General features: G+C 71.1%; 16 protein-coding genes and 1 riboswitch. Of the genes, 2 read left to right on the top strand and 14 right to left on the bottom strand.

Features of this window, described 5'->3' with window-relative positions; translation table 11 throughout:
* Positions 1-87 precede the first annotated feature (87 nt).
* The 4 genes from ACH427_RS06345 to ACH427_RS06330 all read right to left on the bottom strand — a co-directional run bounded on the left by ACH427_RS06345 (position 88) and on the right by ACH427_RS06330 (position 4,003).
* Positions 88-921, bottom strand: a complete 834-nt coding sequence (locus ACH427_RS06345; protein WP_398868236.1) for a hypothetical protein — start codon at positions 919-921, stop codon at positions 88-90.
* Between the two features lie 312 nt (positions 922-1,233).
* Positions 1,234-1,827 (bottom strand): NADPH-dependent FMN reductase, encoded by a 594-nt coding sequence (locus tag ACH427_RS06340; protein WP_398868235.1) that lies wholly within the window; start codon positions 1,825-1,827, stop codon positions 1,234-1,236.
* Positions 1,828-2,385: 558 nt separating this feature from the next.
* On the bottom strand, positions 2,386-3,369 hold the full coding sequence (locus ACH427_RS06335) for an asparaginase (protein WP_398868234.1): 984 nt from the start codon (positions 3,367-3,369) through the stop codon (positions 2,386-2,388).
* Between the two features lie 43 nt (positions 3,370-3,412).
* The gene (locus ACH427_RS06330) at positions 3,413-4,003 is read right to left on the bottom strand and encodes a hypothetical protein (RefSeq protein WP_398868233.1); all 591 of its coding nucleotides are present in this window, start codon (positions 4,001-4,003) and stop codon (positions 3,413-3,415) included.
* A 148-nt stretch (positions 4,004-4,151) separates the two neighbouring features.
* On the opposite strand from ACH427_RS06330, the gene dtd reads away from it, so the two are divergent.
* Positions 4,152-4,577, top strand: a complete 426-nt coding sequence (gene dtd, locus ACH427_RS06325; RefSeq protein WP_398868232.1) for a D-aminoacyl-tRNA deacylase — start codon at positions 4,152-4,154, stop codon at positions 4,575-4,577.
* Between the two features lie 153 nt (positions 4,578-4,730).
* On the opposite strand, the gene ACH427_RS06320 is transcribed toward dtd, so the two are convergent.
* From ACH427_RS06320 to ACH427_RS06295, 6 genes are all read right to left on the bottom strand, one after another.
* Positions 4,731-5,714, bottom strand: a complete 984-nt coding sequence (locus ACH427_RS06320; protein WP_398868231.1) for a YgfZ/GcvT domain-containing protein — start codon at positions 5,712-5,714, stop codon at positions 4,731-4,733.
* Between the two features lie 10 nt (positions 5,715-5,724).
* Positions 5,725-6,162, bottom strand: a complete 438-nt coding sequence (locus tag ACH427_RS06315; protein WP_398868230.1) for a Fur family transcriptional regulator — start codon at positions 6,160-6,162, stop codon at positions 5,725-5,727.
* Positions 6,163-6,181: 19 nt separating this feature from the next.
* Positions 6,182-7,198 carry an ABC transporter substrate-binding protein gene (locus ACH427_RS06310; protein ID WP_398868229.1) on the bottom strand — a complete coding sequence of 339 codons (1,017 nt, stop codon included), beginning with the start codon at positions 7,196-7,198 and terminating at the stop codon, positions 6,182-6,184.
* A gap of 11 nt (positions 7,199-7,209) precedes the next feature.
* Positions 7,210-7,983, bottom strand: coding sequence for an ABC transporter ATP-binding protein (locus ACH427_RS06305; protein ID WP_398868228.1), 774 nt, complete (start codon positions 7,981-7,983; stop codon positions 7,210-7,212).
* A gap of 2 nt (positions 7,984-7,985) precedes the next feature.
* Positions 7,986-9,071, bottom strand: a complete 1,086-nt coding sequence (locus ACH427_RS06300; protein ID WP_398868227.1) for a FecCD family ABC transporter permease — start codon at positions 9,069-9,071, stop codon at positions 7,986-7,988.
* 117 nt (positions 9,072-9,188) lie between these two features.
* Positions 9,189-9,271, bottom strand: a riboswitch (cobalamin riboswitch).
* 34 nt (positions 9,272-9,305) lie between these two features.
* Complete coding sequence (locus ACH427_RS06295) at positions 9,306-9,893, bottom strand: FABP family protein (protein WP_361532540.1); 588 nt, start codon at positions 9,891-9,893, stop codon at positions 9,306-9,308.
* Between the two features lie 272 nt (positions 9,894-10,165).
* Between ACH427_RS06295 and ACH427_RS06290 the strand changes: the two genes are divergently transcribed.
* Entirely contained in the window at positions 10,166-10,534 is a 369-nt protein-coding gene (locus tag ACH427_RS06290; protein WP_398868226.1) for a DsrE family protein, read from the top strand.
* Between the two features lie 159 nt (positions 10,535-10,693).
* On the opposite strand, the gene ACH427_RS06285 is transcribed toward ACH427_RS06290, so the two are convergent.
* The 4 genes from ACH427_RS06285 to ACH427_RS06270 all read right to left on the bottom strand — a co-directional run bounded on the left by ACH427_RS06285 (position 10,694) and on the right by ACH427_RS06270 (position 13,512).
* Positions 10,694-10,951, bottom strand: a complete 258-nt coding sequence (locus ACH427_RS06285) for a DUF3099 domain-containing protein (protein ID WP_398868225.1) — start codon at positions 10,949-10,951, stop codon at positions 10,694-10,696.
* Positions 10,952-11,049: 98 nt separating this feature from the next.
* Positions 11,050-11,340 carry a DUF1416 domain-containing protein gene (locus ACH427_RS06280; RefSeq protein ID WP_398868224.1) on the bottom strand — a complete coding sequence of 97 codons (291 nt, stop codon included), beginning with the start codon at positions 11,338-11,340 and terminating at the stop codon, positions 11,050-11,052.
* Between the two features lie 28 nt (positions 11,341-11,368).
* Positions 11,369-12,205, bottom strand: coding sequence for a sulfurtransferase (locus tag ACH427_RS06275; RefSeq protein WP_398868223.1), 837 nt, complete (start codon positions 12,203-12,205; stop codon positions 11,369-11,371).
* Between the two features lie 599 nt (positions 12,206-12,804).
* Positions 12,805-13,512, bottom strand: a complete 708-nt coding sequence (locus ACH427_RS06270; protein WP_398868222.1) for a DUF2993 domain-containing protein — start codon at positions 13,510-13,512, stop codon at positions 12,805-12,807.
* Between the last annotated feature and the right edge of the window lie 8 nt (positions 13,513-13,520).

The raw sequence follows: 13,520 nt of genomic DNA, 5'->3' as shown, positions 1-13,520 counted from the left end.
GCGTACTGCCTGAGCCGCCCACACTACCCGATGGGCCCGGACGGGAGTTCGTCCGCGATCCGGCCCGTGGCGATCAGGCCGCGGCGATCAGTCTGTGGCGATCAGCCTGTGGATCGAGGCCGCCATGCTCGCGGCGAACGCGTCCCGGGCGGCGGGCTCCAGCAGGTCCAGGGAGAGATACGGATTGAGGTCTTCCAGTTCCACCAGGAGGAGTTCACCGCCGGGCGCCCGGCAGGCGTCCACGCGCTGGATGCCGTGGTCGATGCCGTTCCAGTCGACGAACCGCTGCGCGAATTCCAGGTCCGCGGCGGTGGGTTCGTACGCCTCCAGCTCCCAGCGCCGGTCGGGGCGCGGCGCGTAGAGGGCGTACTGGAAATCCCGGTCGACGAAGTAGAACGACACCTCGTAGGCGAAGGGAATGCGCGGCTGCACGAGGACGTCCCCGTAAGACAGTTCCGCGAGCCGGTCCCCGGAGATGAATTCCAGACCTATGGAATCCGCGCCGAGCTTCGGCTTGACCACGTATGCGTCCGCCGCCGGCAGGCGGTCGATGTCCCGCGCCGCGTCGATGGTCGGTATGACGGGGAAACCGGCGGCGGTCAGGTCGAGGAGATACTGCTTGCCGACCATGTCGGCCTTGCCCGACAGCTGGTTGTAGACCCGCACACCGTGCTTCTCGGCGAGCGCGCGGAAATCGTCGTACGCGGCCTGGTAGTGCAGCACGGGGCCGCTGTTGCGGACCACGACCGCGTCGAAGTCCGCCATCAGCGCGGCGGCGTCCAGGGGATGGCAGAGGGCGATGTCGAATTCCTGGCGCAGCCGGGAGGAGAGAAAGATGTCCTCGTCGCAGTAACGGCGTCCTTTGGCCTCGTAGGCGAGGTCGGTGACGTAGAGGAGGCGGCGGCGAGGCTGGGAGGGCATTGGTTTCTCCTGGTGGGACGGGGTGCTCGCCAAGTTACACGGGTGCGCTGTTGCCTGCGGCGGGCTTTGTTCCCCTACCCCGCCCCTTCCCGGCTGCATCCGATATGCGGCTCCGCCGCGTGGGGGCAAGCCCCCAGACCCCGCAACACGCTTCGCGCGTTGTCCTGCCGGACGGGCTGAAAAGAAAATACCGGCGCGCCCCGCAACCGAATGGTGCCCACCCCCGGCACCCACCACAAACCAAGCCCGGCCGGCGCTTGAGGCCACCCGAACCGCAACTACACACAACCCGCAAGCGACCCGCAGGCGAATTCACGCCCCATACGGCCGGGCCGCCCGCGCCTCGCGGAGCGAAAGCGCCCACCACGCCAGCTGATCGAGCATGACCTTCGCCGCCCCCGCCGCCGCCTCGCCCGCCTCCACATCCACGTGCGCGCCGTTCTCCTCGAACTTGCCCCAGGGGCTGTGGAAGCTGACCGTCTCGCGAATGGTCACCGCGTGCAGTTCCGCGAAGACCGGGCGCAGGTGGGCGACGGAGCGCAGGCCGCCGGAGAGGCCGCCGTACGAGATGAACGCCACCGGCTTGGCGCGCCACTGCGAGTAGTGCCAGTCGATGAGGTTCTTCAGGGGCGCGGGGTAGCTGTGGTTGTACTCCGGCGTGAGGATCACGAAGGCGTCGGCCCGCTCCAGCCGCGGGGTCACCGCGCCCAGCGCCGCGGCGTCCTCCGAGGACAGCTCCCTGGAGAGGTGCATCGGCAGCGGGTGCTCGGCGAGGTCGATGATGTCGACCTCGACGTCGCAGCGCTCCGCGAGCCGCGCCTCGAACCACTTGGAGATGGTGGTCGCGAAGCGGCCCTCGCGGGTGGAGGCGATGATGACGGCGAGGCGGTAGGTGTTCTCGGACATGGGGTCCCCCGAGGATCTGTGCCGGTGGGATGACCGGCCCTGGCTGATGACCGGAAGCTTGTTACCTCAAGTTTGCTTGAGGTCAAGCGTGGTCTTCCGCTTTCGGGTTGGCCGTTGCCGGGTGCGAGTTTGTTGTGGTTGCGGTTCGGGTGGCCTCAAGCGCCGGCCGGGCTGGTTTGTGGTGGGTGCCGGGGGTGGGTCTTCCGGGCTGGGGACCTGGAACGCGGTGCGGGTGCCGTTTCGCGTGTTGAGTGCCCCGAATTCGCACCGCGTTCCAGAACCCCACCCTCCAGCCCCACCCCCTCCCACCGGAGGGCGAGTGCGGGACGTGTCCGCTTCAGGGTTCGCATTCAGCCCGTTGGGGGCACCTCCGTTAGCTGGGGGAGATTGAGGACAACGCGCGAAGCGAGTTGCGGGGTCTGGGGCGCAGCCTCCCCACGCGGCGGAGCCGCATATCGGATGCAGCCGGGAAGGGGCGGGGCAGGGGAACAAAGCCCGCCGCAGGCGCCACAGGACCGTACCCGGCCACGAACCAGCCCCGCGCAGCGACCCGTTGGGTCAGAACGCCGCGCGGATCTCGCCCACCCGCACCGCCCCGCCAAGGAGAGGCACCGAAGACATCCGGGCGACCGCCGGCACGGACACCCCCAGCAAGGACAGCGCACGGCCGAGCACCGGCCCCGTCGCCCGCAGCGCGCCGTCGTCGATTTTGAAGGCGAGGGCGCGGCCGTCGGGGAGGGCCACGGCCTGGACCGCTTCGGCGCCCATCTTGGAGAGGGCGCCGGGGACCTCGCGCATCAGCCAGGTGTCGGCGCGGCGCGTGCCGGCGACGTACTCGGGGTGGGCGCGCATCGCGTCCGCGACCCGGCGTTCCGGGGTGCCCGGCTCCGCGAGGACGAAGGTGCGGAAGGCCCGCGCGAGGCCGGTGAGGGAGATCGCCATCAGGGGCGCGCCACAGCCGTCCGTACCGACGTGGGCGACGCGCTCGCCGCTCGTCTCCTCCACGACCTGGAGGGCGAGCCGCTGGAGCGGGTGGTCGGCGGCGAGGTAGGAGGCGGTGTCCCAGCCGTTGACGGCGCAGGCCGCGATCATGGCGGCGTGCTTGCCGGAGCAGTTCATGGTGACGCGGTCGCGGACGTGCCCGGCCGCGAGGTACGCCTCCGCCTCGACGGGGTCGAGGGGCAGGTCGGGCGGGGTCTGCAGGACGTCCTCGGAGAGGCCGAACTCCGTGAGCATCGTCCGCGCCAGCTCAAGGTGGAACGGTTCTCCGGAGTGGCTGGCCGCGGCCAGTGCCAGCCGCTCACCGGAGAGCTCAAGACCGGCCCGCAGCACGGCGGCGGCCTGCATCGGCTTGTTCGCGGAGCGCGGGTAGACGGGCGCGGTCACGTCGCCCAGCGCCAGCTCGACGCTGCCGTCGGCCGCCAGCACCACCAGCGAACCGCGGTGGCGGCCCTCGACGAAGCCGGAACGTACGACCTCGGCGAGGACCGGCGATATGCCGGGGACGACGGCCGTGGCGGGGGAGTCAGTCGAGGAGGTCATCGTCGGCCTTCCGGGGGAGGTGGTGCGGACCGCCCCCGGTGGGTCACGAGAGGAGGTCGTCGACTTGCGCTTCTCCTTCACGGTACCTGCGGGCGATCTCCGCACTGCAATCGTCGGCCGTGCGCTGAAGCGCCTGGCGGCGTACGGACACCTGGCGCTCGTACGTCTCCAGGCGGCGCATGCCGCTCAGCAGCTCGGCGTCGGTGCGGGCGCCCAGGTCGGAGAGTTCCACCTCGGCCAGCATGTCCTCGACGAGCCGCCGGGACTCCTCGCTGTGCGGGGTCCCCAGCGTCACATGGCGGGCGGACGAGCGCTGGGTGGAGGGCCCGTCCGCGAGGATCTCCGACAGCCGCTCCACGACCAGCCGCGCCATGAGCGGGGCCCCCGGCGAGGCGCGGCGTGCCAGCTCGGCCCGCAGGATGTCCACGCGGCCCTGGAGGAGGCGCCGTACGTAGCTGAGATCCGCCTCGTCCCGCTGCGCGTCCCTGCGCAGCACGCGCAGCTCCGCCAGGCTCAGCTCGCGCAGCTCCCGCGCGGGGACGTCCGCCAGCCGCCCGGCGCGCTGGCTCGGCGGCCTCGGGTGCAGGCTGTCCGCTGTCTTGAGCATGGGACCGTCCTCAATGGGTGTGGACATGCGCTTTCCGTTCCCCTGGGGCGGCGCGCGTCCGGGGCACGTCGCCCGTGCGAACACCGCCTGCACGCATCGTGCCACTGTGTGATGCCCGGGCGCAGGGTCTCTCCACCCGAACGGCCCTGGATGGACGCAGGGCATCATGGTCCGTATGCGTGCAGTGGTGCAGAGGGTGGACGGGGCGAGCGTCGTCGTCGACGGTGAGACCGTAGGCGAGATCATCGGACAGGGCCTGTGCGTGCTTGTCGGAGTGACGCATGAGGACACGGAGCAGAAGGCGGCGCAGCTCGCCCGCAAGCTGTGGTCGCTGCGGATCCTGTCCGACGAGAAGTCCTGTTCGGACGTGGGGGCGCCGCTGCTGGTGATCTCCCAGTTCACTCTCTACGGTGACGCGCGGAAGGGGCGGCGGCCTACGTGGAACGGGGCAGCGCCGGGTTCTGTGGCCGAGCCGCTCGTGGAGGCGGTCGTCTCCGAGCTCCGGGCGCTGGGCGCGCGGGTGGAGACGGGGCGCTTCGGGGCGGACATGAAGGTGTCGTTGACGAACGACGGTCCGTTCACGGTCCTTGTGGAGGTGTAGGGGTTTTCTTCCCCCCCAGCCAGATCCAGCCCGTTGGGGGCACCTCCCAGCGGTAGCTGGGGGAGTTCGAGGACGCGGCCGCGGGCCGCTCCCGCCGCAGGCGGCAACGCACCCGCACCCGGAAGCGCACCCGCACCCCCGCCCCGGCGAACCCTACGGCTCCACCACCACCTCCTGCGAAGCAGCCGTCGCCTCGCCCACAAGCAGCCCCGCGTCCGTCGCGACGTTCCGCTTCACCAGCGCCAGAGCGATCGGCCCCAGCTCGTGATGGCGCGCCGCCGTCGTGATGAAGCCGAGCTGCCGCCCCTCGGGGCCGTCCGAGGCCAGGCGGACCGGCGCGCCGTGTGCCGGGAGGGAGACCTCGCTGCCGTCCAGGTGCAGGAAGACCAGGCGGCGCGGCGGCTTCCCCAGGTTGTGGACGCGGGCGACCGTCTCCTGGCCGCGGTAGCAGCCCTTCTGGAGGTGGACGGCCGTGCCGATCCAGCCCAGCTCGTGGGGGATGGTGCGGTGGTCGGTCTCCAGGCCCAGGCGGGGGCGGTGGCCCTCGACGCGCAGCGCCTCGTACGCGAGCACGCCCGCCACCGGGCCGTGCGCGGCGGCGAAATCCGCCAGGCTCGCGCGCGGCAGGAAGAGATCGCGGCCGTGCGCTGTCTCGCGCACCCGCACGCCCTCGGGGACCTCGGTGATCGAGCCCGCGGGGAGGTGGACGACGGCGAAGTCGTCCGTGCGGTCGGCGACCTCGACGCGGTAGAAGAACTTCATGCTCTCCAGATAGGCGATCAGGCCGCCCTGGGTGCCGGGCTCGACGTGCGCCCAGGTCGTCTCGCCGTCGTCCACCAGATAGAGCGCGTGCTCGATGTGGCCGTTGGCGGAGAGGACCAGCGCCTCCGTGGCCTGCCCGGCCGGGAGGTCGGTCACGTGCTGGGTGATGAGCAGGTGCAGCCAGCTCAGCCGGTCGGCGCCGGTGACGGTGACGACGCCGCGGTGCGAGAGGTCGACGAGACCGGACCCTCCGGCGAGCGCGCGCTGCTCGCGGAAGAGGTCGCCGTAGTGCGCGGCGACGCCCTCGTCGGGAGCCTCGGCGGCGACGGCGCCGGGCAGCGAGAGCAGCGGGCTGGCTTTCGAATGACGCAGCATGCGCACAAGCCTACGACCCGCCGGCGGCCGCCTTCGAGGAGCAGTCGGCGCACCGGCCGAAGATCGCGAAGTGCTTCATGTCGGTGTCGAAGCCGAAGGTCTCGCGCAGTCGCGCCGTGAACGGCTCGGCCACCGCCAGGTCGGCCTCGATCACAGTCGTGCAGTCGCGGCAGACGAGGTGTATGTGGTGGTGCCGGTCGGCGAGGTGGTAGGTCGGGGCGCCGTGCCCGAGGTGGGCGTGGCTGACCAGGCCCAGCTCCTCCAGCAGCTCCAGGGTCCGGTAGACCGTGGAGATGTTGACCCCGCCCGCCGTGCGCCGGACCTCGGTGAGGATGTCGTCCGGTGTCGCGTGCTCCAGCCGGTCGACCGCCTCCAGGACGAGCTGGCGCTGCGGCGTCAGCCGGTAGCCGCGCTTACGGAGGTTGCTCTGCCAGTCGGTGTCCACCACGCCACCAGTCTAGGCAGCGTCAGGCGCCGCGGACCCCCTTGAGGAAGCCGGCGAGCGCCGCGATGGCCGCGGGGTTGCGGGGGCTCTCGACGAGGTCGACGTAGTCGAGGACGAAGATGCGGTCGTTCTTGACGGCGGAGACGTTCGCCAGCGGGCCGTAGGACTTCAGGAAGCGCTTCTTCTGCTCCGCGCTCACGTCCCCGTAGTTGTTGATCACGATGACGTCGGGGTCGCGCTCCACGACCGTCTCCCAGCCGACCTCGGTCCAGGAGTCCTTGAGGTCCTTCATCACATGGTCGCCGCCGGCCTTGGTGATGATGTCGTGCGGCCCCGCGTAGGCGCCCGCGGTGGTGGGCTTGTCCTGGCCGCTGTCGTAGAGGAAGACCTTGGGCTTCGGGGCGTCCGCCGGGACCTGCGCCTGCGCGTCGGCGACCTGCTTCTTGAAGCCGTCGATCAGCTTTCGCGCCCGGTCCTCGACGTCGAAGACCTTGCCGAGCGTCTCCAGGTCGGTGTAGAGCGCCTCCAGCGGCGGCATCACGCCGCGCGAGCTCCCCGTGCCGTTGTGGCAGGACTCGGTCAGGACATACGACCCGACGCCCAGCTTCTTCAGGGCGGCCGGGGTGAAGCCGTTGCCCTCGCCGAAGCCGTAGTTCCAGCCCGCGAAGACGAGATCGGCCTTGGCGTCCAGGACGAGCTCCTTGGTGATCTCCTTCTTGGACAGCCACTTCACCTTCTTGTAGCCGTCCGCCCACGGCACCGACCGGCGGTCGCCCTTGTAGTCGGGCGCCACATAACCCGCCATGTGGTCCTCAAGGCCGAGCGCGAACATGATCTCCGCGATGCCGACGTCATTGGTGACCACCCGCTGCGGGGCCTTGTCGTACGTCGTCCTCACCCCGCAGTTCTCCACGGTCACGGGGTAGTGCCCGGAAGCCTTCGCCTCGGCGGGGGAGTCCGGGGAATCCGACACCTTCGCTCCGCAGCCCGCGAGGGCCAGGGCGGCGAGCAGGGCGACGGCGGTGCGCAGAGCACGCATGGGGCGGGTCCTTACGGGGTCGGGAGACGGTCGAAGAGCAGGCGCGTGGCGCCGGACTCGGGGTGCGGTACGCGGTGGGCCCGTACGCCGAAGACGTCGGCGAGCAGCTCGGCGGTCAGCACCTCGTCCGGCGGGCCGGACGCCACGACGCGGCCGCCCGCGATGACGTACAGCGCGTCGCAGTGCGTGGCGGCCAGGTTCAGGTCGTGCAGCGCGGCCAGGACCGTCAGCCCCGCGCCGCGTACGAGCGAGAGGACCTCCAGCTGCTGGGCGATGTCCAGGTGGTTGGTGGGCTCGTCCAGGACCAGCACCTTCGGCTGCTGGGCCAGGGCGCGGGCGATCAGCACACGCTGCTTCTCGCCGCCCGACAGGGTGGGGAAGGCACGCCCGGCGAGGTGGCCCGCACCGACCCGCTCCAGGGCCGCCGCGCACACCGCGCCGTCCTCGGCGGTGGCCCGCGCGGCGGCGCCCTGGTGCGGCAGCCGGCCCATCGCGACGATCTCCGCGACGGTGAAGTCGAACTCGCTCGCCGACTCCTGCGGCAGCGCGGCCAGCCGCCGGGCGCCCTCGCGGGCGGTCAGCGCGTGCAGGTCGTCGCCGTCCAGCCGTACGGTGCCGGTGGCCGGGCGCAGCGCGCGGTAGACGCAGCGCAGCAGGGTGGACTTGCCGCTGCCGTTCGGGCCGATCAGACCCACGAACTCCCCGGTCCCCGCCCGCAGCGCGATCTCCGCCACGAGGCGGGCGCCCGCGATCTCGACCGACAGGTCCTCGATGTCGACGCGCATGGTCAGGCCCCTCCGAAGCTGTAGCCGCGGCGGCGCATGAGCAGCACGAAGCAGGGCACGCCGATGATCGCGGTGATGACGCCGACCGGCAGTTCCACGGGCGCCAGCAGCAGCCGGGAGACGATGTCGACCCACACCAGCAGCACCGCGCCCAGCAGCGGGGCCACGGCCAGCACCCGGCGGTGGTCGGCGCCGACGAGCATGCGGGTGATGTGCGGGACCATCAGGCCGACGAAACCGATCGCCCCGCTGACGGCGACGACGGCGCCGGTGACGGCGGCCGCCACGACGAACAGCTCGCGGCGCAGCCGGTCGGGGGCGACGCCGAGCGCGGCGGCCGTCTCGTCGCCCATGGCCAGGGCGTTGAGGCCGCGCGCCGTCCACAGCAGATACCCGAGCCCGGCCAGCACGACCGCGGCCGCGATCGGCACGGACGCCCAGGTGGCGCCCGCCAGGCTGCCGAGCAGCCACATCATGGCCGAGCGGGCGGCCTCGCCGCGGTCGGCGCTGAAGACCATCAGGGTGGTGACGGCCGAGAAGCCGTAGTACATCGCGGAGCCGGTCAGCACCAGCCGCAGCGGCGTCAGGCCCTGCGGGGTGCGGGCGGCGAGGTAGACGAGCAGCATCGCGGCGAGCGCCGAGGCGAAGGCGGCGCCGGACAGCGCCCAGACGCCCAGGGAGCCCAGCGCCCCGAAGAGCAGCACGGCGTTGGCGCCGACGGCCGCGCCCGAGGAGATGCCGAGGACGAAGGGATCGGCGAGCGCGTTGCGGACCATGGCCTGCACGGCCACGCCCACGGAGGCCAGCCCCGCGCCGACGACGGCGGCCAGCAGGGCGCGCGGGAAGCGCAGCTCCCACACGATGGTGTAGGCGGAGACCTCGTCCGGCGCGATGGTCCCGCCGGTCAGCCCGGCCCGCAGGAAGCGGAACGTCTCGCCCCAGGTGATCCCGGCCGCGCCGAGGCCGACCGCGCACACGAGGGAGACCAGCAGGGCCACGCCCAGCCCGGCCAGCAGGGGCGGCAGCGGCGGCCGCCGGAGTGGCGGCGGTCCGCCGGTGGTCACGGTGGCCTGGAGGGTGGTCGCCACGGGGTACGCCTTGGGCTCGGGCCGCTTCGTACGTACCAAGGAGCGGCCCGGGACGAGGAGTGCGCCCGGGTGTCCCCTCGCAGTCCACGGCGAGTTGTCAGGAGCTGACGCCGCCGCGGGTGATCGGGCTCGCGGAAGGCCCCTGGGGGGCCTTCCGCCTACCGTTGCGGGTCAGCGCCGGACTTCGACCGGACTTCCCCCGCGGGGCGCTTCTTCGAGTCGTACGGGTCGTGCTCAGCCGGTGTAGGGCGTGCCGTCCTGGTTGAAGAAGGCGACGCCGTCCGGCATGTCGTCGGGCAGGCTCGCGGCCCACTCCTTGAGGTCGGCGACCTTCTTCAGGTGCGCCGACATGTAGGGGCGCAGCGGCACCTCGGGGGTGGCCTTCTCGCCGACCCACATCAGGTCGCCCTTGACATAGCCGTAGAGGCGCTTGCCGCCTGTGTACGGACCGGCGGCCGCGGTGCGGGCGACGGCGTCCGTCGCCAGGTCGATCTGCGGCTTCTGGTCGGCCAGCTCGCCGTACCAGACCTCGGCGACGCCCTGGTCGCGGATCATGACGATCTCGACCTTGCGGTCCTTGTCGATCCGCCAGTAGCCGCTCTCGGTCTCCAGCGGGCGGACCATCTTGCCCTCACCGTCGAGCACCCAGCTGTGCGACGTGTACTCCAGGAAGTCACGGCCGTCGTGCGTGAAGGTGACTTCCTGCCCGAAGTTGCACTTCTCGGAGCCGGGGAAGTCGGCGACGCCGGCACCCTCCCACTTGCCGAGGAGGAAGACGAGGGGCACGAGGTCCGGGTGGAGGTCGGACGGAATCTCGATCATGGGCTCAGACGATCTGTAGGAGACGGTGAGGGAGAACGGTCAGCTGCCGTGGGTCAGCGCTGGCCCTGGTAGAGCTTCTTCCAGGTCAGCCCGGCGAAGGCGAGCACGCCGACGGCGACCAGCACGAGCAGGGTGGTGAAGACTGCCTCAAGCACGAGCGTGCTCCTCGGTCGGAGAGAGGGGGTACGGACCGCCCCCGAGTCTAGTCGGACGCGTCGGGAGCGGCTCTGTGAGGTGGGTGGCACGCGGTGGGACCCGCCTACAGTGAGCGCATGGCGAAGAAGAAGCTTGTCCTCAAGGTCACGGCGGGCGCGGACGCGCCCGAGCGCTGCTCCCAGGCATTCACGGTCGCGGCCGTCGCCGTGGCCAGTGGTGTCGAGGTCTCCCTGTGGCTCACCGGCGAGGCGTCGTGGTTCGCGCTCCCCGGCCGGGCGGCGGAGTTCTCCCTGCCGCACGCGGCGCCGCTGCCGGAACTGATCGAGGGGATCCGGGTCGGTGGGGGTCTCATCACGGTGTGCACGCAGTGCGCGGCGCGCCGCGACATCGAGGAGAAGGATCTGATCGAGGGCGCGCGGATCGCCGGCGCGCAGGTGTTTGTGGCGGAGGCGATGGGGGACGGCGTGCAGGCGTTGGTGTACTGAGCCGTTGTGAGGGCCGAGGGGGGCGTGGCGCCTGCGGCGGGCCTTTCCCGCTACCCGCCCCTTCCCGGAACCGGTGAAGACCCCGGATTCCCGGAACCGGGGAGACCCCGGACCCCAGTGCCCTGCGGGCGCGTCCTCGATCGCCGGACGGGCTGGTCGCTAGCGCCGCCTCTTCCCGTCCAGCTCGTCCCACCACTCATCAGACTTCGGGTCGCCCGACGGATCGTCCCACCAGCGGTCATCCGGCCCGTGCCGGTTCGCGACGATCGCGGCCACCGGGGGGATGACCATGGCGAAGAGGCACATGCCCACCGCGGCCGGCACGGACCACAGCCGCACCACGCCCCACGCCAGGACGAACATGCCGATGCACGTCCCCATCATGGCGAAGTACCAGTGCCGGCGCCGCGCGTACATACACCCACCGTACGACCGGACCCCGCACGGCGCGAAGGGCCGCACCCCGATCATGGCGTCCAACCCCGGGGTGTGGCCCTCCGGCCGATCGCGAGCCGTCAGACGGCGATGGCGACCTCCGCGAGGGCGCCCTTCTCGGCGACGACGACCTTGCGGTCGGCGGTCGCCCCGGGCACCAGCGCGCGCAGCGTCCATGTGCCCTCGGCGGCGTAGAACCGGAACTGACCGGTCGCGGACGTCGGGACCTCGGCGGTGAACTCGCCGTTGCTGTCCAGGAGTCGGACGTAGCCGGTGACGGGCTGGCCGTCGCGGGTCACGGAGCCCTGGATGGTGGTCTCACCGGGCTTGGCGGTCGACGCGTCGGGGCCGCCGGCCTTTGCTCCACACATAAGCGTTCCTTGAGGGGGAGGGGAAGGGTCAGTTGGCGCCGAGCTCGATCGGCACGCCGACGAGGGAGCCGTACTCGGTCCAGGAACCGTCGTAGTTGCGGACGTTCCGCTGGCCGAGCAGCTCGTGCAGCACGAACCACGTGTGCGCGGAGCGCTCACCGATGCGGCAGTAGGCGATGGTGTCCTTGGACAGATCGACGCCGGCGGCCTCGTAGATCGCCTTGAGCTCGTCGTCCGACTTGAACGTGCCGTCGTCGTTGGCCGACTTCGACCACGGGATGTTGCGCGCGGTCGGGATGTGGCCGGGGCGCTGCGACTGCTCCTGCGGGAGGTGCGCCGGGGCGAGCAGCTTGCCGCTGAACTCGTCGGGGGAGCGGACGTCGACGAGGTTGAGCGTGCCGATGGCCGCCACCGCGTCGTCGCGGAACGCGCGGATCGAGGTGTCCTGCGGCCGCGCCCGGTATTCCGTACGCGCCCGCTGCGGCACCTCGGCCACGAGGTCGCGGGAGTCGAGCTCCCACTTCTTGCGGCCGCCGTCGAGGAGCTTCACGTCCTGGTGGCCGTAGAGCTTGAAGTACCAATACGCGTACGCCGCGAACCAGTTGTTGTTGCCGCCGTAGAGGACGACGGTGTCGTCGACCGCGATGCCCTTCTCCGACAGCAGCTTCTCGAAGCCGGCCTGGTCGACGAAGTCGCGGCGCACGGGGTCCTGGAGGTCGGTCTTCCAGTCGATCCGGACCGCGTTCCTGATGTGGTTCTTGTCGTAGGCCGAGGTGTCCTCGTCGACCTCGACGATGACGGTCTTCGGGTCGTCGATCCGGGCCTGTACCCAGTCGGCGTCCACCAGGACGTCACTGCGGCTCATGCTGTTCTCCTCCGGGGCGGTTGCAAGTGTGCGCGGTGAGCTTCCGGATGAAGGGAGCGTGCGTTGCCGCGCAGCGGTTGGTGCGGTGGCCTCGACGGGCCGAGGGGGAACGAGCGCGGGGCGGGCGGCGGCGTTGGAGTGTGCCGGGTGCGCGCCCCCGTCAGACATCGCGACAGAGCATGGCGGCGACGCGGCATAGGTCGACTGCCCGCCGCTTCGTGAGGTCCGCCTGTCGCTTCATGGGTCGATCGTAGGGAGGGGTGGGTGGGCGTGTCACCGGTGTGTTGAATGCTGAGACGAAATCTTCCGTGATGTGGGATTTCGGGGTGGAGCCGAGCGGCCGGGTGGGGCGGGGGCGCCGTCCGGGGCCCGGGAATCCTGGCTTGCGGACGCGGTTGTCTCGCAGGGTGGATTTCCTGGGGCGGGTCCGTCGCGGCTTGCCATGGGGTGGCCTCAGGCGCCGGCCGGGCCTGGGTCTGTGGTGGGTCCGGTGGAGGTGGCTGGGGGAGGCGACGGGTCCGCGGGTCGGGGTCTGGGGCAGCGCCCCGGTTCCGGGAAGGGGCGGGCAGGGGAAAAAGCCCGCCGCAGGCGGCCCCCGGTCAACCCGCCAGATTCACATGCGACCCAGCCAGCGTGATGTCCACGCCATCCCCCGTCGCCACGACCTGATCCAGCTTCAGCCCCCGCGGCAACCCACTGATCTTCCGATCAAAATCGATCTTCTGCCGGATCAGCTGCTCCAAGCCAGGAAACCCCTGAGCCGGAATCGACTCCGCCCGCACACTGATCGTGTCGCCCCCGGATACCGAGACCGTCGATTCGACGCTGCGCTCGATGCTCTGGCCCATGGCCGAGATCTTGCCGGTGACCTTCACCTGGCTCTTGCCCGCCGCGTTCGTGCCGCCGTAGCCGACCGTCACGGCCGGGTCGTTCACGGCCTTGGTGAGGTCGGCGTACGAGATGTGGGCGGTGCCCGTCGCGCGGTCGGCGACGGCGGAGGTGAAGCTGCTGTTGATCTTCACGTCCTGGAGCTTCGCGTCGAAGCCGGTGACGCGGACCGACTTCTCGCCGTCCCCGGCGGTCACGCCGTCGAGCTTCACATCGACCTCGTCGAGGGAGGAGCTCGCGATCTGGGTGAGGAAGGGAAAGCCCTTGATGGATACGTCGGGGGTGCCCGAGAGGTTCTGCGAGCTGCGTATCTTCTCGGCGGCCTGGTCCTCGGCGAAATAGACCGCGACGCGGTCGGCACCCACGAACAGGGCCCCCAGGACGACGGCGATGATCAGGGTTATTCGTAGCGCGCGCATCGGTTTCT

Source organism: Streptomyces sp. NPDC020379 (assembly GCF_044387105.1).
Lineage (GTDB): Bacteria > Actinomycetota > Actinomycetes > Streptomycetales > Streptomycetaceae > Streptomyces.
Note: the sequence above shows the minus strand (reverse complement) of the source record. Positions and strands in the feature narration are given on the sequence as shown.

What these genes read in the sequence shown, in the direction of transcription:
- ACH427_RS06345 (WP_398868236.1), bottom strand. Translation starts at nt 921, where the DNA reads ATGCCCTCCCAGCCTCGCCGCCGCCTCCTCTACGTCACCGACCTCGCC.
- ACH427_RS06340 (WP_398868235.1), bottom strand. Translation starts at nt 1,827, where the DNA reads ATGTCCGAGAACACCTACCGCCTCGCCGTCATCATCGCCTCCACCCGC.
- ACH427_RS06335 (WP_398868234.1), bottom strand. Translation starts at nt 3,369, where the DNA reads ATGACCTCCTCGACTGACTCCCCCGCCACGGCCGTCGTCCCCGGCATA.
- ACH427_RS06330 (WP_398868233.1), bottom strand. Translation starts at nt 4,003, where the DNA reads ATGTCCACACCCATTGAGGACGGTCCCATGCTCAAGACAGCGGACAGC.
- dtd (WP_398868232.1), top strand. Translation starts at nt 4,152, where the DNA reads ATGCGTGCAGTGGTGCAGAGGGTGGACGGGGCGAGCGTCGTCGTCGAC.
- ACH427_RS06320 (WP_398868231.1), bottom strand. Translation starts at nt 5,714, where the DNA reads ATGCTGCGTCATTCGAAAGCCAGCCCGCTGCTCTCGCTGCCCGGCGCC.
- ACH427_RS06310 (WP_398868229.1), bottom strand. Translation starts at nt 7,198, where the DNA reads ATGCGTGCTCTGCGCACCGCCGTCGCCCTGCTCGCCGCCCTGGCCCTC.
- ACH427_RS06305 (WP_398868228.1), bottom strand. Translation starts at nt 7,983, where the DNA reads ATGCGCGTCGACATCGAGGACCTGTCGGTCGAGATCGCGGGCGCCCGC.
- ACH427_RS06295 (WP_361532540.1), bottom strand. Translation starts at nt 9,893, where the DNA reads ATGATCGAGATTCCGTCCGACCTCCACCCGGACCTCGTGCCCCTCGTC.
- ACH427_RS06290 (WP_398868226.1), top strand. Translation starts at nt 10,166, where the DNA reads ATGGCGAAGAAGAAGCTTGTCCTCAAGGTCACGGCGGGCGCGGACGCG.
- ACH427_RS06285 (WP_398868225.1), bottom strand. Translation starts at nt 10,951, where the DNA reads ATGTACGCGCGGCGCCGGCACTGGTACTTCGCCATGATGGGGACGTGC.
- ACH427_RS06280 (WP_398868224.1), bottom strand. Translation starts at nt 11,340, where the DNA reads ATGTGTGGAGCAAAGGCCGGCGGCCCCGACGCGTCGACCGCCAAGCCC.
- ACH427_RS06275 (WP_398868223.1), bottom strand. Translation starts at nt 12,205, where the DNA reads ATGAGCCGCAGTGACGTCCTGGTGGACGCCGACTGGGTACAGGCCCGG.
- ACH427_RS06270 (WP_398868222.1), bottom strand. Translation starts at nt 13,512, where the DNA reads ATGCGCGCGCTACGAATAACCCTGATCATCGCCGTCGTCCTGGGGGCC.